13 protein-coding genes and 1 pseudogene are annotated in these 22,327 nt (G+C 70.6%); 6 read left to right on the forward strand and 8 right to left on the reverse strand.

From position 1 onward, the window contains the following. Nucleotides 1-130 precede the first annotated feature (130 nt). Nucleotides 131-1,435, reverse strand: coding sequence for a ricin-type beta-trefoil lectin domain protein (locus ACWGSR_RS29145; protein WP_376247168.1), 1,305 nt, complete (start codon nucleotides 1,433-1,435; stop codon nucleotides 131-133). Between the two features lie 213 nt (nucleotides 1,436-1,648). On the opposite strand from ACWGSR_RS29145, the gene tpx reads away from it, so the two are divergent. Beyond that, entirely contained in the window at nucleotides 1,649-2,149 is a 501-nt protein-coding gene (tpx, locus tag ACWGSR_RS29150; RefSeq protein WP_366379157.1) for a thiol peroxidase, read from the forward strand. 84 nt (nucleotides 2,150-2,233) lie between these two features. Here the strand turns inward: tpx and ACWGSR_RS29155 are convergent, their stop codons facing one another. Next, nucleotides 2,234-2,650 (reverse strand): Fur family transcriptional regulator, encoded by a 417-nt coding sequence (locus ACWGSR_RS29155; RefSeq protein WP_376247165.1) that lies wholly within the window; start codon nucleotides 2,648-2,650, stop codon nucleotides 2,234-2,236. 250 nt (nucleotides 2,651-2,900) lie between these two features. Here ACWGSR_RS29155 and katG point away from each other — a divergent pair, with 250 nt between their 5' ends. Both katG and ACWGSR_RS29165 read left to right on the forward strand, forming a co-directional pair. After that, nucleotides 2,901-5,153, forward strand: coding sequence for a catalase/peroxidase HPI (gene katG / locus ACWGSR_RS29160; protein WP_453570748.1), 2,253 nt, complete (start codon nucleotides 2,901-2,903; stop codon nucleotides 5,151-5,153). Between the two features lie 249 nt (nucleotides 5,154-5,402). Next, entirely contained in the window at nucleotides 5,403-8,225 is a 2,823-nt protein-coding gene (locus ACWGSR_RS29165) for a hypothetical protein (RefSeq protein WP_453570751.1), read from the forward strand. Nucleotides 8,226-9,399: 1,174 nt separating this feature from the next. On the opposite strand, the gene ACWGSR_RS29170 is transcribed toward ACWGSR_RS29165, so the two are convergent. The 5 genes from ACWGSR_RS29170 to ACWGSR_RS29190 all read right to left on the reverse strand — a co-directional run bounded on the left by ACWGSR_RS29170 (nucleotide 9,400) and on the right by ACWGSR_RS29190 (nucleotide 15,935). Further along, nucleotides 9,400-9,687: a hypothetical protein gene (locus ACWGSR_RS29170; RefSeq protein ID WP_376245722.1), complete on the reverse strand. Its 288-nt coding sequence runs from the start codon at nucleotides 9,685-9,687 to the stop codon at nucleotides 9,400-9,402. A gap of 739 nt (nucleotides 9,688-10,426) precedes the next feature. Beyond that, nucleotides 10,427-11,746, reverse strand: a complete 1,320-nt coding sequence (locus ACWGSR_RS29175; RefSeq protein WP_453570754.1) for a hypothetical protein — start codon at nucleotides 11,744-11,746, stop codon at nucleotides 10,427-10,429. Continuing rightward, entirely contained in the window at nucleotides 11,743-13,731 is a 1,989-nt protein-coding gene (locus ACWGSR_RS29180; protein ID WP_453570757.1) for a hypothetical protein, read from the reverse strand. Before ACWGSR_RS29180 ends, ACWGSR_RS29175 begins: the two co-directional genes overlap by 4 nt. After that, a complete protein-coding gene (locus ACWGSR_RS29185) occupies nucleotides 13,725-14,549 on the reverse strand; it encodes a toll/interleukin-1 receptor domain-containing protein (RefSeq protein WP_453570760.1) in 825 nt (274 codons plus the stop codon). Before ACWGSR_RS29185 ends, ACWGSR_RS29180 begins: the two co-directional genes overlap by 7 nt. 162 nt (nucleotides 14,550-14,711) lie before the next feature. Further along, a complete protein-coding gene (locus ACWGSR_RS29190; protein WP_453570763.1) occupies nucleotides 14,712-15,935 on the reverse strand; it encodes a helix-turn-helix domain-containing protein in 1,224 nt (407 codons plus the stop codon). Nucleotides 15,936-16,281: 346 nt separating this feature from the next. On the opposite strand from ACWGSR_RS29190, the gene ACWGSR_RS29195 reads away from it, so the two are divergent. After that, nucleotides 16,282-16,755, forward strand: a complete 474-nt coding sequence (locus ACWGSR_RS29195) for a hypothetical protein (protein ID WP_376245707.1) — start codon at nucleotides 16,282-16,284, stop codon at nucleotides 16,753-16,755. Between the two features lie 50 nt (nucleotides 16,756-16,805). Continuing rightward, a complete protein-coding gene (locus ACWGSR_RS29200; RefSeq protein WP_453570766.1) occupies nucleotides 16,806-20,735 on the forward strand; it encodes a hypothetical protein in 3,930 nt (1,309 codons plus the stop codon). A gap of 228 nt (nucleotides 20,736-20,963) precedes the next feature. Here the strand turns inward: ACWGSR_RS29200 and ACWGSR_RS29205 are convergent. After that, nucleotides 20,964-21,056 (reverse strand): annotated as a pseudogene (locus ACWGSR_RS29205) (IS607 family transposase); the annotation flags it as partial. Between the two features lie 219 nt (nucleotides 21,057-21,275). Here ACWGSR_RS29205 and ACWGSR_RS29210 point away from each other — a divergent pair. Continuing rightward, nucleotides 21,276-22,016, forward strand: coding sequence for a class I SAM-dependent DNA methyltransferase (locus ACWGSR_RS29210; protein ID WP_453570769.1), 741 nt, complete (start codon nucleotides 21,276-21,278; stop codon nucleotides 22,014-22,016). Nucleotides 22,017-22,327: the final 311 nt, after the last annotated feature.

Consider the following 22,327-nt stretch of genomic DNA (forward strand, 5'->3'; position numbering starts at 1 on the left):
TTTTTTTTGTGGTTTCTGGGGGGTGGTTTTTTGTTTTTACGCGCCGGCCCCGGGGGGGGCGGGGCGGGGGGGGGGGGCGGGGGGGCCGCCCCCCCCCCCCCGCCCCACGGGGCTGTCGGGACCGCCCGTACTACCGGGTCACCGTCCACTTCTGGTTGGCGGTGCCCGCGCAGGTCCAGATCTGGAGCCGGGTGCCGTTGGCCGAGCTGTTGCCGGTGGCGTCCAGGCACTTGTTCGCGCGCGGGTTCACCACGTCCCGGGCGTCGTTGGCGACCCAGCGCTGGGCCTCCGTGCCGTTGCAGTCCCACAGCTGGAGGGGCGTTCCGTCGGCGGTGCCGGCGGAGGTGACGTCGAGGCACTTGCCGAGCGCGCGGATGGTTCCGTCCGTCCCTACGGTCCATCGCTGGGCGGCGGTCCCGTTGCAGTCGTAGAGCTGGACGGGGGTGCCGTTCGCGGTGTCGGCGGCGGCGACGTCGACGCACTTGCCGCCGATGCCGGTGATCGGTCCGCCGCCGGCCGGGGCGTCGGAGGTGGTGACGCGGACGTGGTCGACGAGGAGCTGGCTCGGGAAGGGGGTCGAGCCGTTCGGGTCGCCGGGCCAGTAGCCGCCGACCGCGAGGTTGAGGATCAGGAAGAAGGGCTTGTCGAAGACCCAGGTCCGGCCGCCGAGGTCGGCGGGCGTGCGGGTCTGGTAGACGTTGCCGTCCACGGACCAGGTGATCCGGCCCGGCGACCAGTCGACGGCGAAGGTGTGGAAGGCGTCGGCGAAGGCCTGCCCGCCGGGCAGGGTGTATCCGGCGCCGATGCCGCCGGAGCCCGAGTAGCCGGGGCCGTGCAGGGTGCCGTGGACGGTGGAGGGCTCGAAGCCGACGTTCTCCATGACGTCGATCTCGCCCGAGTTGGGCCAGCCGACCTGGCCGATGTCGTTGCCGAGCATCCAGAACGCGGGCCACATGCCCTGGCCGCGCGGCACCTTCATGCGGGCCTCGACGCGGCCGTACCGGGTGGTGAACTTCCCGGCGGTGTTGAGCCGCGCCGAGGTGTACTCGCACCGCCCGTACCAGCACTGGTAGTTGCCCGGGTTCTCCTTGCGGGCGGTGATGACCAGGTGGCCCTGGCCGTCGAGCGCGGCGTTGCGGTTTCCGGCCGTGTAGTACTGCCGCTCGTGGTTGTTGACGTTGTCGCCGGTCTCGATCTGCCACTTGTTCCCGTCCACGGCGGCGCCCGCGGGGCCGTCGAAGTCGTCGGAGAAGGTGACGGCGGCCGCCCCGGCGGCGGGCTGGAGGGCGGCGGGGGCTACGGCGGCGGGTACGGGGGCGGCTCCTTCGGCGGGGCCGGCCGAGGCCGCGGGGCCGAGCGCCGTGACGGCGAGGGCCAGGGCGAGGGCGGACAGGGCGGAGGACAGCGTGCGCCGTCGTGCGCGGGAGGAGGTCATGGCTCTCTCTTCCGTCGGGTGTGGGGGGACGGCGCCGTGGACGCGCGCCTCGGATGCATGTCAGGTACATGACACGCATGGAGCCGGACCGCTTCACCGCCCACCTGATTTAAGAAGTGAAGGAAGGGGGCGTCAAGAGGTGTGACCGCGCGAGCGGCCCGGACTCCGTACGATGCGCTTCGTTGCCACTCACACGTCTTGAAGGAGATCACCATGGCCCAGGTCACACTGAAGGGCAGCCCGGTGCAGGTCAACGGCGCCCTGCCGGAGCCCGGCAGCCAGGCGCCCGACTTCACGCTCGTCGCCGAGGGTCTCGCCGACAAGTCGCTGAAGGACTTCGCCGGCGTGCGCAAGGTCCTCAACATCTTCCCGAGCGTCGACACCCCGACGTGCGCCTCCTCCGTTCGCGCCTTCAACAAGAAGGCCGGTGAGCTGGAGAACACCGTGGTGCTCTGCATCTCCGCCGACCTGCCCTTCGCGCAGGCGCGCTTCTGCGGCGCCGAGGGCCTGGAGAACGTCAAGAACCTCTCGACGCTCCGGGGCCGCGAGTTCCACACGAACTACGGCGTGGAGATCGCGGACGGGCCGCTGGCCGGCCTGACCGCCCGCGCGGTCGTCGTCCTCGACGAGAACGACAAGGTCCTGCACGCGCAGCTCGTGGGCGAGATCGCGGACGAGCCCGGCTACGACGAGGCGCTCGCCGTCCTGAAGTAGTCACCCGGCGGCTCCGGAGCGGGAGCCGCCACCCCGGAGGGGGCCGTCACCGACACCGGTGGCGGCCCCCTCCCGCGTACGCGCTCATCCCTCCGAGCAGTCCGGGCACAGCCCCCGGTACGTGACGTCGGCCTTCTCCACGGCGAAGCCGAAACGCTCCTCCGACGGGAGGACCGCCAGCGGGTCGCCCGTCGGGTGGACGTCCCGGATGAGCCCGCAGCCCGAGCAGACCAGGTGCTGGTGCTCCCGGCGCGCGTTCGGGTCGTAGCGCTTGGCCCGCCCGTCCGTGGAGAGCTCCACGACCTCCCCCAGGGCGACGAGTTCGCCGAGGGTGTTGTAGACCGTCGCCCGCGCGATCTCCGGCAGCCGCTCGACGGCGCGCGCGTGCACCTCGTCCGCCGTGAGGTGGACGTGGTCGCCGGCCAGGACCTCCGCGACCACGCGCCGCTGGGACGTCATACGCCAGCCTCGGGATCGCAGCCGTTCCAGCAGGTCGCTCATATCGGTTCACCTCTTCGGCTCGGACGCGGGGCCCGTGGTGTCCGGTGTGCGGCCGGTGTTCCTCGGACAGGATTTGGCATTGTTCTTGACTTGGACAAGGTCCATTGTAGGATCGATTTCGTTAATGGCCAAGGGACAGGAAGACCTCAGCGCGGCGGGAGTCCGATACGTGACGGCTCTCCGGGCACGGCCCGGCCGCTCCGATCGCACTTCCTGAGCAATGTCGTCCGCCAGGTCCGGAAGGATTCCGATGTCTGAGAACCGCGTGCCCGAGAACGAAGCGCCCGAGAACCACGACGCGATCGTCGTGGACGCGAAGCTGGACGAAGCCGGGGGCGGTTGCCCGGTCGCGCACGGCCGCGCCGCCCACCCGACCCAGGGCGGCGGGAACAACCAGTGGTGGCCGAACCGGCTGAACCTGAAGATCCTCGCCAAGAACCCCGCCGTGGCCAACCCGCTGGGCGAGGACTTCGACTACGCCGAGGCGTTCGGGAACCTCGACCTGGCGGCCGTGAAGCGCGACATAGCCGAGGTCCTCACGACCTCCCAGGACTGGTGGCCCGCCGACTTCGGCCACTACGGCCCCCTCATGGTCCGGATGGCGTGGCACAGCGCGGGCACGTACCGCATCAGCGACGGCCGCGGCGGCGCCGGCGCCGGCCAGCAGCGCTTCGCGCCGCTCAACAGCTGGCCGGACAACGTCAACCTGGACAAGGCCCGCCGCCTGCTGTGGCCGGTCAAGAAGAAGTACGGCCAGAACATCTCCTGGGCCGACCTCCTGATCCTCACCGGCAACGTGGCCCTGGAGACGATGGGCTTCGAGACCTTCGGCTTCGCCGGCGGCCGCGCGGACGTGTGGGAGCCCGACGAGGACGTCTACTGGGGCCCCGAGACCGTCTGGCTGGACGACAAGCGCTACACCGGCGACCGCGAGCTCGAGGAGCCCCTCGGCGCGGTCCAGATGGGCCTCATCTACGTCAACCCCGAGGGCCCGAACGGCAACCCGGACCCGGTCGCGGCGGCCCGCGACATCCGGGAGACCTTCCGCCGGATGGCGATGAACGACGAGGAGACCGTCGCGCTCATCGCGGGCGGCCACACCTTCGGCAAGGCGCACGGCGCCGGCCCGTCGGAGAGCGTCGGCGACGACCCCGAGGCCGCGCCGATCGAGTCCCAGGGCTTCGGCTGGGCGAACTCCCACGGCACCGGCAAGGGCGGCGACACCATCACCAGCGGTCTGGAGGTCACCTGGACCACCACCCCCGCGCAGTGGGGCCACGACTTCTTCGAGCACCTCTTCGCGTACGACTACGAGCTCTCCAAGAGCCCGGCCGGTGCCCACCAGTGGGTGGCGAAGGACGCCGAGGCGATCATCCCCGACGCGCACGACCCGTCGAAAAAGCACCTCCCGACGATGCTCACCACCGACCTGTCGCTGCGCTTCGACCCGGCGTACGAGCAGATCTCGCGGCGCTTCCACGAGAACCCGGAGCAGTTCGCGGACGCCTTCGCCCGCGCCTGGTACAAGCTGACCCACCGTGACCTGGGTCCGATCTCCCGCTACCTCGGCCCGGAGGTCCCCTCCGAGGTCCTGCTGTGGCAGGACCCGCTGCCGGAGCGCGAGGGCGAGCTCCTGGACGCCTCGGACGTCGCCTCCCTCAAGGAGCGGATCCTCGCCTCGGACCTGACCGTCGCGCAGCTCGTCTCCGCGGCCTGGGCCTCGGCCTCCTCCTTCCGCGGCAGCGACAAGCGGGGCGGCGCCAACGGCGGCCGCATCCGCCTGGAGCCGCAGCGCAACTGGGAGGTCAACGAGCCGGACCAGCTGGCGCAGGTGCTCCGCGTCCTCGAAGGCGTCAAGTCCGCCTTCGACGCCGAGGGCGGCAAGAAGGTCTCGATCGCCGACCTGGTCGTCCTCGCGGGCTCCGCGGCCGTGGAGAAGGCCGCCGCGGACGCGGGCTTCGCCGTCGAGGTGCCGTTCACGCCGGGCCGGGTGGACGCGAGCCAGGAGCAGACGGACGTGGAGTCCTTCGCCGCCCTGGAGCCCAAGGCGGACGGCTTCCGCAACCACCTCGGCAAGGGCAGCCGGCTTCCGGCCGAGTTCCTCCTCGTCGACCGGGCCAACCTGCTGAACCTGAGCGCCCCCGAACTGACGGTCCTCGTCGGCGGTCTGCGCGTCCTGGGCGCGAACCACCAGGGCTCGAAGCACGGCGTCCTGACCACGGTCCCGGGCACCCTGACGAACGACTTCTTCGTCAACCTGCTCGACATGGACACCATCTGGCGGCCGGTGGCCGGGGACGCGGACCTCTTCGAGGCCCACGACGCCGCGACGGGCACGGTCCGGTGGACCGGCACCCGCGCCGACCTCGTCTTCGGCTCCAACAGCGAACTGCGCGCGCTGGCCGAGGTCTACGCGAGCGACGACGCGAAGGAGAAGTTCGTGAAGGACTTCGTCTCCGCGTGGGACAAGGTGATGAACCTGGACCGGTTCGACCTCGTCTGACCCTCTCCCGCCCGCGGCCGGACGGCGCCCCCCGTCGTCCGGCCGCGGCACGCCCGGCCCGGACGGCTCCCCGCCGTCCGGGCCGGTCCCGTTCCCGACTCCCCTTCTCCGGCGCGCACATGACGCCGTACGGGGGAGGCAACCCCGGCGCGTCCGCCGCCGTCCTCCGGGGCGAGAGGGGGCACCGGGGAGCCGGACGGCCGACGCCACCGGCGGTGCTCCCACGGAACGAACGTGAGGAAGACCGTCTTGATACGTGGCATACGCGGCGTGACCACCGCCGCCGCCTTACTCGCGCTGGCGGCGGCGACGCCCGGCGCGGCGCACGCGGGGGAACCGTCGCCCGGACCGACGGCGACGACCGCCCGGGAGGCCGGACGCGGGAACCCCGAACTCCCCCCGGGCTGGCGGGTCACCGGGACCGGTGCGGACCGGCAGCTCGTGTGGACGTCGCCCGGACCCGTCCCCATGGGCGACGCCCGGGTCGAGTTCCACGCCGGCGACCGGCTGCTCGGCCGTCCGGCGGCCGATCCCGACGGGCGCGCCTTCCGGCTCCCCCTCGGGGACGCCCGGCTCGACGGGAGCGACCGGCTGCGGGTGACGGCCGGCGGCAAGCGGCTGGACGCCGCTCCCTCCGCCCCCCTCCGGCCCCTCGCCCCGCCCACCGGGCCGCGGCAGGCCCCGCCCCGGTCCGCCGCGCCGGAGGCCCTCCTCCCGGCGAACCCGGTCGACCCGGGCACGCCCGGCCCCTACCGGACCGTGAGCGGCGAGTACGTCCTGCCGTCCGTGTCGCTGCCCGACTTCCCCGTGCCCGTCGAGATGCGCGCCGTCGTGGTGGGTCCGGCCGGCGCGCCGGGCAAGCGGCCGGTGGCCCTCTTCCTGCACGGCCGGCACGCCACCTGCTACACGCCCGGGACCGAGGACGCGACGGGCGCCTGGCCCTGTCCGGCGGGCACCCGGGAGATACCGAGCCACCGGGGATACCTGAACGCCCAGAAGCTCCTGGCCTCCCAGGGCTACGTGACGCTCTCGATATCCGCCAACGGCGTCAACGGGCAGGACCACAGCATCGACGACGCGGGCGCGCAGGCCCGTTCCTCCCTGGTCCGGCTGCACCTGGCCCGCTGGGCCGACTGGGCCGCGAACCGGCCGGGCGCGCCGGCCGCCGTGCGGAAGACCGCGCCCGCCGACCTCTCGCGGGTGCTGCTCGTCGGCCACTCGCGCGGCGGCGAGGGCGTCAACCGGGCGGCGCTCGACAGCCTCTACCCGCCGCCGGCCGACCGGGACGGCCACCACGGGCCCGTACGGTGGAAGATCCGCGGCAACGTCCTGATCGGGCCCACGATCTTCGGCCAGAACCCGGCCCCCGACGTGCCGTCCACGACGATCCTGCCGGGCTGCGACGGGGACGTGAGCGACCTCCAGGGCCAGATCTACCTCGACGGCACCCGTGGCGTCGGCCGGGGCACGGCCCTGCACAGCTCGGTCTACATGGTCGGGGCCAACCACAACTTCTTCAACACCGAGTGGACCCCGGGCCAGGCCCAGGCCCCGGCCTCCGACGACTTCTCGTCCGACGAGACGCCCGACCCGGTCTGCTCCCCCGGCGCGGCGACCCGGCTGACCGCCGGGCAGCAGCAGAAGGCGGGCGCGGCCTACATCGCGGCGTCGGCGCGGCTGTTCGTCGGGGGCGACGACCGGGTGCGGCCGCTGCTCGACGGCACCGGCCGCCGCGCGCCCTCGGCGGGCCCGGCCCGGGTCCTCACCCACGCCGTCGGCGGGCACCGCGTCCCGGCCTTCCTGCCGGACGCCTCGACGGCGGTCTCCGGCTCGGGCCGGCTGTGCGCCCAGGTCGATCCCGACGCCGGACGCGCCTGTCTGAACCCCGAGGAGGGCGGCGCCTCGCCGCACTTCGCGGTCTGGGACGCCTCTCCCGAGCCGGGCCGCGACGCCGTCGCGCTGCGGTGGGACGCTCCCGGGAAGCCGGTCGCGGTACGCCCGTCCCGGCCGGTCTCGCTGGCCGGCTCCGACGCCCTGGCCCTGCGCCTGGCCGTGCCGCCCAACAGCGCGGGCACCCGGTTCGACGTCGCCGTGACCGACGCCTCGGGCCGCCGCGCGCACCTGGGCCGCGTCCGGGTCGACGGGCTGCCGGGCAGCGACCGGACCGCGTCCGTGTGGGCGCGCGAGGTCCGCGTCCCGCTGTCCGCCGCGAGCCGGGCGGGCCTGGACCTGAAGCGGATCGCGTCGCTCGAACTGTCCCCGGGCGGCGGCGCGGGCCGCGCGTGGCTCGTGGACGGGTGGGGCTGGCGTCCGGGCACCCCGGCGGTGCGGCCGGCCGCGCTGCCGCGCGTCGACATCGGCCGGCTGACGGTCGACGAGGGCGACTCCGGGGTGCGGACCTACCGCGTCCCGGTGCGGGTCTCCGGGAAGGGTGCCGGACAGGTCCGCCTGTTCGTGCCCGGCCCCGACGGCGACGGGGCCGTCTCGCGCCTGGTGACGGTGCGCCCGGGGCGCCACGACATCGACGTGCCGGTCGAGGTCCGGGGCAACACCCGCTTCGGCTACGACACGGCGCACGACGCGTTCGTGAAGGCGGTGCGCGGGGCCGTGGTCGGCTCCCACCGGGGCGGCGTGACCGCCCGTAACGACGATCCCCTGCCCGCGGTGACCGTGACGCCCGTCGCGGACGACGTGACCGAGGGCCGGGCCCTGACCTGGCGGGTGACGCTGTCCGCCGCGGCGGACGCCGACATCATGGGCACGGTCGGCGTGCTGCCGGTGACCGGCGGCGCCGAACTGTCCACGGCGGACATCGATCCGGAGTGGCTGGAGCAGCAGATCGGCGAGGTCCCGGATCCGGCCGTGCCGCTGTCCGAGGCGGTCCCGGGCGGCCTGTCCCTGTGGTTCTCCGTCCCCGCCGGGGAGACGAGCACGGAGCTGACCGTGCCCACCGTCGCGGACCGCGTCAAGGAACCGACGGAGTCCCTGCGGGCCGCCCTGTCCCTCTTCGACGGCTCCTGGGAACCGGTCCCGGGCCCGGAGTTCACCGGACGGGTACGGGACGCGGCGTAACCGTTACTAAAGACTGAGCATGAGTTGCACATGTTCAGCCGAACGCCCCGAACGGTCTTGGGCGTTCTGGTCCACCGCGTTCCTGCCGCGTTCAGCGCCATCGGATCGTGTCCGTGGTCCGGGTACGCGGGGGCGATTTCCCTCGCTCCTTCGGGTGCCGGGTCGAGCCTGGGCGGTCCGATGCCTCACACCATCGCTCTGGTGGTGTGAGGGCGGTGCCGTCCGTCGCCTGACCCGGTGGCCGGGGGAGCGTCGTCCGATGATCGACGGCCTACTCGTGAAGGGCCCCGCCGAGGGCATGGTCGCGGACCGGGCCATATTCCTGCCTGGACCGCGCTGCAAGGGGCAGGAGCGGGGACGGGCAGCACCGGGAGCAGAAAGTTCCGACAATCAGCCCACCCGACGGGAACGTACATGAGTGCTCGCGAGCGCGGCCTTGGCAGCCGCCGCACGTTCCGGCCAAGGAGACGGACCTCCCGCCACCGCGCGGAAGGGGGGCGGCGTCGGCATACGGCTGATGCTCAACGGTCGCGGTGGTGGCCCTCACCGCCACGGCGACGGCGGGCACCATGCTGTGGCCCCGGGCCGACGCTCCCTCGGGCAACGCCGCCCCGCCGAAGGCCGGCGCCTCGCACCGGCCCCCGGGACCCAGCGCCTCGCCCCAGCCCCCGGTGCCTGCCGGATACCGGCTGAAGGAGGCCCGTCGAGGTCCTTTCACCCCGTCCGGGACGGCTGGGCCCCGCAGGACCGGCCCGGCAACGAGGTCACCTGCTTCGACCCCACCAGGCCGACGGGCCTGCGGGTCGACGTCGTCATATTCGCCAGCGTGGAACCGCTCCGGCACTGACGTGAGACCAAGGAGGCCCAGACCCGCCGCGAGAACCCGGGCTACAAGCGGGTACGGATGGACGAGACCACTTTCCGGGAACAGCGAGCGGGCGAGGTACTGGGAGTTCACCTTCAAGGGCCGCGAACACGATTTCCGCGCGGCGGAACTGGCGTTCACCAGCACCGACGGGACCCAGTACGTAGTCTTCCTGTCCGCACCGAGCGCCCAGTGGGACGAGTTCCGCCCCGCCTTCGATGTCGCCGTGAACGGGATCCGGTTGCCGGAGTAGTGGTGCGTGAGCTGGGGTGGTGCACGGCCCTCCCGTGCACCACCCCAGCCCCCTGCTCAGCACCAGGTGTCGGACCGACCACGCGCGATGCGCGCACCCGCTTCGAAGTCGTCGTAGTGCACGCGCACGTCCTGGATGCCGAGAGCCCGCATCAGATCCGTCAGCCGCACGACGTACCGACGCCCGACTTTCCGTAATGGGCAAGGGAATTCACCGCTTCTCGCCCGCGTGTACGCCGTACTCAGCCCCAGGCTCAGCGCGTCCGCCGCCATGCGCATCCCCACCTCCTCCGGAAGTCCGAACACGGCGGAGAAGGCGACGGACTCATCACGATGGCGCTTCATCGGGCGGACCCCCATATCCCGAACAGGCCCAACTGCTCGCTCAATGCGTTCTGGGCGCGAGGGCTGGCTCGGCGGCGCCCACACTGACGTACCTGGCGCACATGGTCCAGGAGGCCCAGTCGATACGCCAGCGACCCCAGCCGTTCGCCCTGTGCCTGCTGGGCGAGGGTCCTGGACATCCCGCCGACACGTACGACTTCATCGGCCGCCATCGTCAACGGATCGAGCCCTTCCGGCTCCGGTACCGTTCCCCACTCTCCCACCGGGGTCTCCTCCGGACTGCGGCGGCCCGTCCGCCACCCTGCGGCGAAGGCCTCGTCGACCAGGTGCTGCTCAGTGAGCGATGTGTCCGCCCGGCCAAGGGTTCGTACACCCTCCAACGTTCCTTGCAGCAAGGCGGAACACACGTCAGCGTGCTCGGCGCCGGTACGGCGGGAGAGCGAGTACGCCGCTCCTCTCAAGCGGGGCGCGAGCAACCACACAGCCACAAGCGTCCAACTCCGTCCGCTTTCAACCTCGTCCTGGCGGATGTGGCCGGCGATGTGCCGCCAGTGAGCGATCCGGTCAGGGTGGCCCGGTTCTGCTCGAAGGGCCTGGGACCGCAGATCGTCCAGCGAGGTGCCCGCTCGACCGCAGTGCGGCTCCATGGGTACGTCCGAACCACTGCACAGCGGCTGCCCCTGGGCGTACCGCTGCTCCACGGACCTGCAGATGCGGGTGAAGACATCGGGGGACGGGGTCATCGCTCACCCTCGGGCCACTCCGGGCCGGGGCCGCTCTGCGCCCATGCGTCAGGGTCGAAACGCCGCGAGAAATCGCCCACTTCGGCGGCCGTGCCTTCCGATGCCGTCGGCCGGCTCCCGGTACCCGACGGTTCCGCCGCGTCACCCGGGTGGCCGGCCGCGTCCCCGCCGTGCGGCGGCCAGGAGGCGGGTGTGGCCAGCGGCGGGTCCTCAGTACCGGTCTCCGAGGGGTCGGCAGGGGGACGCCCGTCCTCGTGGTCGGCCAGACGCATATGCCTGCGGATGTTCTCCGCGGCCTCCGGCCGGCCCGCCGCGTCCGACGTACGCGCGAGACGGTCCAGGAACACCCTGGTCTCGTCCGACCCTTCGGTGAACCCCTCGCTGTCCAGCCAGGCGGCCAGGAGATCGGCGGAAGGTGCCTGTCTCTCTGCCGGACGGATCGGGCCATGGACCGGCGAGGTTTGCCCACCACCCGACTCCGGGTGGTCGAATCCGCTCATCGGCTCCCCTTCCACTGGCTTCCAGCGGCTCCGGAACAGATCCCGGTACTCCTCGGGGATCTCCTCGTCATTGGCGGCGGCGGACAGGACCGTCAGAGGAGCGATCATGTCCACCGCACGCTCGATCTGGTCGTCGTGGCGGGCCATCCACCAGACCACCGCGTTGCCGGGACTCCGCAGAACGTCCTCCCCCAGGTACTCCCGGAGGTTGCGCTCGTGCTGCCGCCGGCTCTCCCAGCTGTCCACGGCCTTGCGCAGCCCGTCCAGCTCTTCCAGGTGCTCCTGGTCCCTGGTCCGCAGGGCCAGCCGAATGTCCGTGGCGAAGGCCTCCACCAGCTCCGAACCGTCGAGGATCGGTGTTCCCAGCACTCCCTCCAGCGAACGTTCCAGGAACGTGCACCGGCCGGGGTTCTCGGTCAGCGTCACACTCTCCACACGTTGCAGGACGGACGTCGCGGCCAGGGCGGCCGGGTTGCCGTGTGAAGAGAGGGCGAACCTCTCCGCGGGCCGCCACCAGACGGAGGCGGAGAACAGGAAGGGGCAGTCCTCGACGGCGCTCTGGACGGGAACCACCACGATCGACGTCTCCTGGTAGGGAACTTCAGCCGGAGGCTCGGGAACAGACTCGTCCAGGTCTGGAGCCGTGGGACGCGTACCCTCCGCACGCGACACCCGCATATCGATCAGCAGAGCACCGGCGATGAGCGCAGGCAGGAGGAACCACACCCAAAGCGGACAGCCAAGCGCGACTCCCACCGCCAGGGTGGTGGCAACGACTCCGCCAGACATGAGGCGCGTGATGTGCTGGGTACTCATGGTCCTTCCCTTGTCCCTTGCGCACCCGAAGCCGAAGCGAGGTATGCGACTCCTTGTGCAAGGTCGATTTCCCGGCAGAACCGATCGGCGGTCCGCAAACGGTCGTCGCGCTGGGCCCGAAGTCCCCCAGCCGTGTCGGCGGGCTCCGACTCAGCCCAGTCGCGCGTCATCACATAGAGCTGGTTCAACAGGTCCCGGTCTCCGTAGGCGGCCAGGAGCAACGCGTTCAGGACCTCCTCCCCCACCTGCCGCAGCGTCAGGGCGGCGAGCCAGCGCTGCACCGACGGGGACCAGGCGCGCGCCGGCTTCCCCGCCATCACGGCCCGCCAGGCGAAGACGAATGCCTGCCAGGGCGGGTGGACGCGGAGTTCAGCAGGGTCGAGCAACGCCAGAAGTACCTCTAGGCCGCCGTCCACCGGCCTCGCCCGCGGCAGAAGGCGGTGCACCAGCCGCCCGTACAACCGGCGGTTGCCGCGCGCCAGCTCCAGGAGAGCGGAGCGGGCCGCCGCCTTGATGTCCTCGGGGTTCTCCTGCCGCAGGGCGAGATGCCTGAGCCGGACCACGGCCTGCTCCGGATGGGTGACGGCCATCACCTGCCGGCACACGACCGTCAGCACTCGCGCGAGATCGGGTGCTATGTGCGCCATCGTCACCCACTGGTAGACGTACGAGCGGAACCGCGACCCGTACCGTTCGTGGCTGAGGCCCAGTTCAAGCGCCGCCGCGGCCTCGGCCCGCAACCGGCCCTCTGCCGAGGGGTGGGTCCATTTCTCGATGAGCAGGTGCAGGTCATCAGGTCGATCGGTCCGCAGGACCTGTTCCGCGAAGCGGGCGACCAGACGCGCGCGGTCCTCCGCCCCGAGGCCAGGAAGCTGCATGCATTCGCCCACCCAGTCCCTGAAGTCTGAGCGGAGTTCGGGGAAGTTCTCCCAGAAGTGCCTTCTGACCGCTTCGTCGTAAGCGAGCCTGACGAACCGCACCCGCCCGTCGTCCTCCCGGGCAAGGGGTAACTCCTCGAACTGCTCGTCCAGACCCGCCCGGGCCAGTTTGGGCGTTTCGTCCGGAGGGTGCTCCAGGACGCCTAGAAGGCTGCGCGCGGTGCTCAGCACCGTGTCCGCCGGTCCGCCACTCGTCATGCTCGCCGCGAGCAGCAGTGCTCGTTCCTCCGCGCCTCGGTGCTGCCGTAGGTCTCCGGCCACCTGCTGCGACCAGTTGGTCGCGGCGACCATCGCCTCGTCCCGCCAGTGCTCGAAATTCGTGCCACGGCCCCGGTCCCGGGCCTGCACCACCAGGCCCGCCAAGCGGTCCAGCTCTCGCATGGGAGCGGTCTCGAACAGATGGGGCAGGTCACCGTGGTCCAGTTGCTCGTACTCGAACCTCACGCCCCGCACCCTCAGGTGCCGACTGAAGACCGCCCGCCCACTCGGCCGTTCGAAGTGCACGGCCAAAGGGGCGAGTTCCGCATCGAGCATCCATTCCAGACCCGACGGAGTCACGGCGACCAGCCGGGCACCGCTCTCCTCGACCAGCGCGCGATAAGACATGAGCGTGCGCTGAGCAGCCGGGTAGTCGCTGTCGCCGATGCTCGACAGGTCCAGCAGATAGCGGTCGTCGGGTGACGGGTCGAGGGGCTCCTCTTCTCTGACCATGGGCAGTTCCTCGATGCGGCTGTCCGGCACCGACACCTCCACCAACAGCATGGTCGCCGCGGAGCGCCGGCCGATTCCGGGCGGACCTTCCAGGAGCACCACCGCACCGGGCCGCACCAGCCGGTCGGCCGCCCGGGCGTATCCACCCGGCCATACGAAGCACTTGGCGAGCCGCCGCCGGTGCTCGCGTACGATCTCCAGCCGATCAACGCCGGCCCTGACCAGGGGTTCTCGCAGGCCGATCGAGTAGTAGTAGGCGTTGTTCTGGTCACCGCCACCGCTGTGCACCGGTCCCTGCGGGTCACTGATCGACGTGCCGCCCGTGCCGGTCAACATTCCTCGTCCACAGGCCGCCCATTCCGGTCTGCCCTTTGCCGGACCTCCCCATGGTTCTCGCCCACGTACTGCACGTTGCCTCCGTCACCGGAGATACGCGGGCCCAGGTACTGCTCACGCGCCTGATACAGATGCCCGCTCCCGGTGTGGACCGGGCCCTGGGGCTCGCTGACGAAGGTTCCGGAGAAGTCCCCGTTGAGATTGCCGATCCCCCCGCGCTGGCGGTGCTTGATCACCCTGTCCTGCGTCCGGGCGTCTCCGGCCCCGTCCCTGTCGGTGCCGCGGTCGTCGGCCAATGATGCCGAACGTGTTCGGTAGCCGTTGCTCCGCGCGGCGGCTCCCAGTTCGGGCAGCAACTCCACGAGGTCGTCGGCCAGCCCCGTCAGGTCGGCATCCGCGTTGCGGTGGCTGAGCCGTCGGTACTGGCAGGAGGCCAGGGCCTCGATGTCGCCGGGAAGATCGTCGGGGCGCAGCCTCTTCGCGCCACCGACCAGCAGAGGGATGACCACGGCCCCGGTCTCGAGCGCTTCCCTGATCTCCCTCCGGGTCCAGTCGTCCTCGTCCTCCAGAGGACTCCGGCCGCCGGGACCTCCCGACTCCAGCCAGCGGGGCCCCATGACGGCCAACAGCACGCTGCTGCGCCGGACCGCGGTGAGCAGTTCCTGGGGGAACCGGCTTCCCAACCGGATGGACTTGCTCGCCCGGAAGACATTGTCATTGCCGAACACCCTGGACAGTTCCCTTTCCACGAGTGTGGCGGTAGCTTCCTCGTCGTTGGTCCGGTAATTCACAAAGATTAGAGGCACGCAGAATTCCATTTCTGTGCGATGTTCCCAATTTCGACGGAAAGGAGAAAAGATGTCGATGGGATGCCGAAGACCCGGAGGACAGGATCGAGTCCGTGCCGGAGAAACTCCCCGGCACGACGAAAAGCGGCCGAATTACTGTGCGGCCAAGACTCCTGTGACCGGAAACAGCCCTCAGCGACCGACGCCGAGTACGTTGGCGAGTGCGGGACGGAGCCCGCGCACCGCCGGGTTTCCACGGAACCGGGACCATTCACGGTCCAGCCGACGCACGTCTGTACGGACGGTGGCCGAGGAAACGACGCTCATGAAGGCCAGCGGTTCGCGGGCCGTTTCGCACGACCGCTCGATCTCACCCGATGCGGCGAGCGCCAGAGCATACCGGAGGCCGTACCGCGCACGGGTGTTCAGTGCGTGGGGGGCGATGCGCCGGCACTGGCGCTCCAGCACGTCGGCAGCCTGCCGGGGGCGGCCAAGGTCGTAGAGGCACCACCCCTCCACCATCGAGACCGGGTCCTTGAGCTGGGTAGTGCCGAGCACCGGACCGACCGATGGCTCCACGTCAGCCGCCAAGAGATCGCGCGCCCGTTCCAGCGCTCTTCCGCAGGCCCTTTCGTCACCCGCGAGGGCATGGCCCTGGGCCTCGCGCTGGGCTGCCAGACCTCTGACCCTGGGGGGCGCGGCACTGCGTTGAGCCTGTCGGGCGAGCGCAATCGTCCGGAGAGCGTCCCCGCCGTAGTAGGTGACGAGCGCGCGGCGGACCAGCGCATAGTCCGCCAGGTCCGTGTCCCCGCCGGCCTGCGCCAGCTCCACCGCCTCGGCCGTAGCGCGCAGTGCGGTGGTCTCGTCCCCGTTCTCCTGGGCCATCCACCCGACGTACTCGGCGAAGCGGGATGCGGTGATGAACAGGTCGGCCCGGGAGGGTCCGATGGTACGGGAGGCCAGCGTCGTGACGGTGAAGGCCTGTGAGCGGAGAACGGGCAGCATCGCGGCGGGTGCCAGGCTCTGGCCCAGCCTCTTCATTTGGCGCAGCTGCTCCTGGAACAGGGCGCCCGGCGGTAGGTTCTGGTCGCCGACATGACCGGCCCCACCCCCGTCCGCCATACCGGCGGCGAGGAGCGAGCCCACCCCTGTGGCGATCACCCGGCGCCGCGCGGGCCTCGGCCTGCTTACGGCCGATTGAACCTCCCCGGAGAACAGTCGGCGTAGCCGTCCGCCGGCATTGAAGTAGGCGTCACAGCACTGGGCCAGATTCATCGTGGGAGGATTCACACCCCGCTCGATCTTGGAGAGATGCCCGGTGCTATAGGTCGTGACTTCCGCCAGCTGCTTGAGCGTCATTCCCGCGTCCTCACGCAGCCGACGCAGCTCCGCACCAAAACGTAACGGGACGTCCATACCCCCACCTTTCCCATACTTGTACGACCGAATTACCCATCGGTCGCCTCCTGAAGGAGATTCTGGCATGGTCGCGCGTCGTTCAGCCGGCTAAAGCGAAGTTTCATGTTTCCTCCTTCTGCTCGGGCACGGGAACCCGGGGCGCAGCCCATGACCCCGTGCTGTGACCGCGGCCCGGTATCAGGCGCTCGACGTGCAAGGATCCCTCTGACGCCGATTGCGCACCCCGGCCCTACGGAGATGCGAAATATCGGGTTCCGGATCGCACGGTTTCCGTGATCACCCCTGCCGACCGCATCGGATGACTATCGTGTCGACGAGCCGAAGACCGAGCGGGAGGGGCCAGGTGTTACCGGAAACACTGAGCAGCATCGCGGCAGAGGCCGGGGTGGCCGTGGTGGAGACGGCCGGGACCGGTCGCTGGACGCTCTTCGGGGAACAGGTGGCCTGCTGGCTCGCTCGGGGCGGGCAGGCCGAGCGGGCCGACCTCGCCCGCCTGGCCGAGACCGAGGAGGCTCTGCGCTCGGCCGTCGACGCCTCGTCCCGGGCTGTCGCCGCCCGCCACGCGATGGTCTGGCAAGGCCGCTTCACCGCCGTGCTGGAGCAACTGAGCGCCGACGAACGCCACCCCGCGGCAGCACACCTCCAGCGTCTCGTGCGCGACCACGTCGCCGGCGCCGCCCCGGCGGCCACTACCCCCGGCGTCATCGCCGGGGAGAACGTGCGGCTCCAGGCCGACCGCGGGTCGCTCGTGGTGGGCGTGGCGAACGGGGACGTGCACTTCACATCCCCTTTCCGCCCGGGTCCGGCACAGGGCTGAACGGACCGGGTGACTCAGGCCCACCCTCCTCCGAACGGATCACGCGGGCGGTGCCGCTCCCCGCCGGAGACAGGACCGTGCCATGCGCCCGAGCGGACCTCGTACAGGCATCCGACCACGGCTTCGCCGTCGGCTGCTGGAACCAATACCTGTTCCTCGAAGCGCCGCAGGCAACAGGCAGCGCGCCGCACGGCCCCGACACGGCTGACGCCACCCGAGAGGTTGTCCATGCCGCCCGGCAGCGCTTCCTGCGGCGTGGCAGAAGCGTCCGCCCTCCGTTCGGACTGGCCGCACGGCCTCACGCACAGGAGCTGCTGGACCGTCTGGTCGCGGAGGATGGGCCGGCCACCGTCGTCTGTGAAGGCCCCGCGGGAATGGGGAAGTCCGCCGTCATCGAGGAGGTCATCGGCCTGGTGGCCAACCGGGGATGGCCGGTCCTGCCCTTCCGGATGGACGAGGTGGAGGCGGACGACCGGACCGCACAGGCAGTGGGCTCACGACTGAGGCTACCCGGCTCCCCCGCCGCGCTGATCGCCCAGGTGGCGCAGGGCGGTCCCGCTCTGCTGGTCGTGGACCAGCTCGATGCAGTGAGCAGCTACAGCGGGCGCATCCCGGAGGTCTTCGAAGCCGTCGACGAGATGCTGGAGGCGTTGGCCAACTCACCGAACGTCAAGGTCGTGCTGGTGGCGCGGACGGTCGATGTCGAGAAAGACCCAAGGCTCACGAGTCTGGTCGACCAGAAAGACATGGTCGAGCGGTTCGTGCTGGGGCTGCTGGACGACCAGGCCGTTCGCGCAGTACTCGAGCAGAGCGGCACACCTCCGGAGGAGCTCGACACGGAGACCTTGGTCCTGTTGCGGACACCCCTGCACCTTGCCGTCTTCAGCAGATTGACGAAGGGGGCACGGGCAACGGCCTATCGGAGCCTGCAAGACCTCTACGACCAGTACACAGACGACAAGCGACGTGAGGTGGAGCGGTTGCTCCCCCGTGAGGTCTGGCCGGCCATCACCCAGCATCTGGTCGAGGAGATGAGCCGACGCGAGACCGTCACCGTTCCTTACGCGCTCCTGGACCAGTTCGCCAGAACCGACCTGGCGGTGCTCTCCTCGGCCGGAATCCTTCTCCACGCGGAGAACGGCCGTATCGGGTTCTTCCACGAGACGTACTTCGACTATCTCTTCGCCCGCTCCTTCGTCCTGGCGGGCAGCGACCTCCATGATTTCCTCGCGGCAAGCGGACAGGCCCTGTTCCGCCGGGCCCAGACCCGTCAAATCCTGGAACATCTGCGGGACACTGACCGCACGGCCTTCCGACAAACTGCGGTTCGCCTGCTCACCTCGGACCTGGTCCGGCCGCATCTGCGGTTCGTGGTCGTGGCCGTACTCGAACAGCTCGACGCCACCAGCGAAGACTGGGCCGCGCTGGAACCCCTTGCCTGGGGAGAGGACGTGACCTCGGGCAACCTGCGCCGCCTGCTGGCCCTGCCATCCTGGTTCGAGGCGGCCGACACCGGGAGGTGGGAAAGGTGGCTCGCCACACCCGAAGCGGTACCGCTGGTCCTCCCCCAGCTGGAGTGGGGCACCCCACACCATCCGGCACGCATAACGGAACTCCTCGAGCCGTATCGGGATGCCGGGGGTCCGTGGCGGCAGCGCCTCCTCTCCTGGGTCCAGTCGCGGCCCTCGGTGCACGCCCTCGGGCTGATCCTCGCTCTCATCGACCGTGGTGACTTCGATATCGCGCCCGACGGTTCTTCCGACACCAAGGCGGACTTCTGGTCCCTGTTCGAACAGCTCGCCCAGGAGGACGTAGGTGTCGCGCTCCAGGTGCTGGGAGCCTTTCTCACCCGCGGGTTACAGCAAGCCGCCGCAGCGGGTCACGGCGACCCCTTCGCCTCCGGCCATCTGCCCATTCACAGAAGCTCCAGCCCGGGCACGCTCGTCACCGAGGCGGCCGAGGCGGCCCCCGCGGCAGCGCTCGAACACGTCCTGCCGTTCGTCGTCGCCGTCGCGAAGTCCAGCCACGCGGCCCTTTCCGACGTCTCCCTTCTACGCCCCCGGTGGGCGCTTCCCCCTTCTGGGCTCCAGCCTGACCTTGACGAAGCCCTGTACTGGACGGCTCACGAGGCCCTGCGGACCCTGGCCCAGCAGAACCCCCCCTCCGTCACCGAGGCCATGGGGTCCCTGACGGCGGTGGGCGGTGGGCGGGCCCTGCGCTTCCTTGCCTGCCGGACCTACACGGTCTGGAACCGCCCGGACGAAGCGCTCGCCTGGCTGATGAGCGACCCCGAGCACTTGCATATCGGCTGGGCGGACAGTGCGTGCTGGGCTTCACGTGAACTCATCGTCGCGACGACGCAACGGTGCGAGGACACCACTCTGGAGCAGCTCGTCCAGCTTCTATTCGACCACTTTCCCCGCTGGGAACGGCTCCCCGAGGGCCGTCACCTGTTCGGGCGAGCACAATACGTGCTCCTCGGCGCGGTCGACGAGAAGCGCCGCAGCGCTGCTGTGGAGAGGCGCCTCGGCGAGTTGGAACGAAAGTTCGGGCAGCATCCTCCGGTCGGGCCTCGGGAGCCAGAGGCCCATTGGGTGGGCCCTCCGGTGCCGGGTTCCGCAGGTGAGCACATGACAGATGACCAGTGGCTACGTGCGCTGAGGAAGTACGACAAGGAACAGACCAACTGGGAAGGCGACATCCCGACAGGCGGAGCAACCGAGCTGGCTTCCATACTGCGTGCCGTAGCCGGGAAGGAACCGCAACGGTTCGTTCGACTGGCACTCACCTTCGACGAGACCGTTCCGGCTCCTGCCTTCGCAGCCGTGATCGACGGGGTCGCGGGGAAGACCGACGCCGACGTCCTGCTCCGGCTCTGTTCCCACGCTCGTCGTCTCGTGGGGGAGAGTTTCGCCAGAACCATCTGCCGGGCCATAGAAACCGCTGCCTCGGATGTCGTAGGGCACGCCGCCCTCGTCGACCTGTTGGCCGACTGTGTCGATGACCCGGATCCCGCCGTCGAAGCGGCGCGATCCGGTGCCGCCCCAGGGCGGGACCCCTACGGCGGGGACCTCCTGACCGCAGGGTTGAACTCCACACGAGGGCAGGCCGCGCTCGCCATCGGCGCTCTGTTCAGGGCGTCGGACACGGTTGCCCAGGGGCTCATCCCCCTACTCGGAAGGCTCGCTGTGGACCCGATCATGGCGGTCCGCGTCTGCGCGGCGGAGGCGGTGGCCGCTCTGCTGCGCCACGCCCCGGAGACCGCCCTCGACCTGGCGGAAAGCCTCTTCACCGACATACGCGTCGACATTCACGAGGCCCGGACCACCCACTGGCTCCTTACCTGGAGCCTGATCCGCGACACCCGGCGCTTCGCACCGGAACTCCTCCGGGCCCTCTGCGGCCCGGAGAAAGCTGTCCGGCACGCCGGAGCGACTTGGGCGGTCCTGAGCATGCAGGGGCGGTTGATCCCCGGCCTGCCCACCGACCCGGCCGGGCTCACGACGGCGGCACGTCAGGGCGCCGCCGAGATGGCTGCCGGGGACCCCGCGTATGGCGCATCGCTACTCCAAGGAATGTTCCATGACAGCGATGCGGCGGTACGCGCAGCGGCAGCACGCGCGATGACCGGCGTGATGTCGCTGTCGCCCACTGCCGCGGACGGCCTCATAGGCGCATTCCTCGGCAGCCCCGCTCTTGCGGAGCACCCCGACAAGCTGGCCCGTGCCCTCGCCGACTCGGCCGCGCGGCTGCCCTCCGGAGCGATCGAGGCATGCCAGGCGTTGGCAGCGGTATCCGAGCGGAACAGCAGAGAGGGTCGACGCGGATACGCGCTGATCCAGCGGTATCTGATCGAGGCGGTGCTCCGCCTGTACCGGCAGGGGGATGCGGAGGTCCGCGCGCAGTGCCTCGACATCATCGACGTCCTCTATAGCACCGGTGCTCACGGACTGACCGCCGCGCTCTCGGGCGAGCGCTGAGGCTCTCCGGGGTTCTGGGAAGCCTCAAGCCTCGAACACCGTCTCCGGGCGCGTTCACTCGATCGACGAGTACACATGGGCTGGCAGCAGTCGTGCCGCAAGGGGCGGCTCCGTGGTTGCAGTTTTGGTTGCAATCAACGACGTTCGGCACCGTTCAGAGGCATTATGCGCCTCTGCTTCTCCGCAGGTCAGGACGTTCCCGTACCTTGCCGAACCTTCAAGCGAGCACTGAGCAGGCACAGGGAGTGTCCCGTTCTTGAACCAGCGATACGCCGTATGGGGGCTCACCCCCTGCGCTCGTGCCCACTCAGTCAGATTCACGCGAAGATCGGAGCGGAACCAGAGTCATGCCATATCCACTCATGCACGCTTAATCGATGGCAGTCTCATAGCCCTCACCGCACGGGAGACAGAGCGGCCGGCGAGCCCCGGGGAGAGATCCCGGGGCCCGCCGGTCGTCCTTCCCCACCGTCCGGAACGCGGGCGGCCCGGACGAAAACGTGTCGACAGCGCCCCGCCCGCCTGGCAGCCTGACGCCCCGTGACGAGCAGCGAACTGTGGACCCGTGAGACCGCCGACCGCTACGACGCCGAGGACGCCGGGATGTTCTCGGACGCCGTCCTCGGACCGACCCTCGACTTCCTGGCCGGGCTCGCCGGAGACGGCCGGGCCCTGGAGTTCGCCATCGGGACCGGGCGGGTGGGCGTTCCGCTCCGGGAACGCGGCGTGCCGGTGGCGGGCATCGAACTGTCCGAGCACATGGCGGCGGTCCTGCGCCGCAAGGCGGACGAGGAGACGCTCCCGGTGACCTTGGGGGACATGGCCACGACCGTCGTCCCCGGCGAGTTCTCCCTGGTGTACCTCGTCTACAACACGATCTCGAACCTGCTCACCCAGGACGAGCAGGTCGAGTGCTTCCGCAACGCCGCGCGGCACCTGGCGCCCGGCGGCCGGTTCGTCGTCGAACTGGCCGTGCCGCCGCTGCGGTTCCTGCCGCCCGGCCAGATCGCGGTGCCGTTCGACGTCTCCGAGCGGCACCTCGGCTTCGACACCTTTGACCTGGTCGAGCAGGTCCTCGTCTCGCACCACCTCACCCGCGACGGCGACGACGGCCGCTACCGGCGCGGCAGTTCCCGGCACCGGTACGCCTGGCCGGCGGAGCTGGACCTGATGGCCCGGATCGCCGGACTGGAGCTGGAGCGCCGCGTCGCCGACTGGAGCGGTGCGGCGTTCACCCAGGACTCCGCGAAGCACGTCTCCGTCTGGCGCAAGCCAGCCTGAGTCCTGCCTCCGGACCGCTCCGGACCTTCGGACCGAAAGCACCGGCGGGCGGGCTTGCCCGGGGCCAGGGTGCCGGTGTCCCGGAGGTCCAGTGCTCGGGCCCGTCGGGGGCCCGTCTGGTCGAGGAAGAGCCGCCGGTCGCAGGAGACGCAGCGGCAGACGGACACGTCGTTGTCGACGATGCGGCCGGTGGCGGCGGGGTCGTGAGTGACGCCTTCGGCGGTGCGCCAGGAGCGGTGTTCGACGGTGATCGCCTCGTCGCCCGGCCTGAGCCGCCTGTCCTCCCGTGCGTGCGAACGGTCGGGGCACGG

The organism is Streptomyces sp. NPDC055632 (assembly GCF_053618675.1).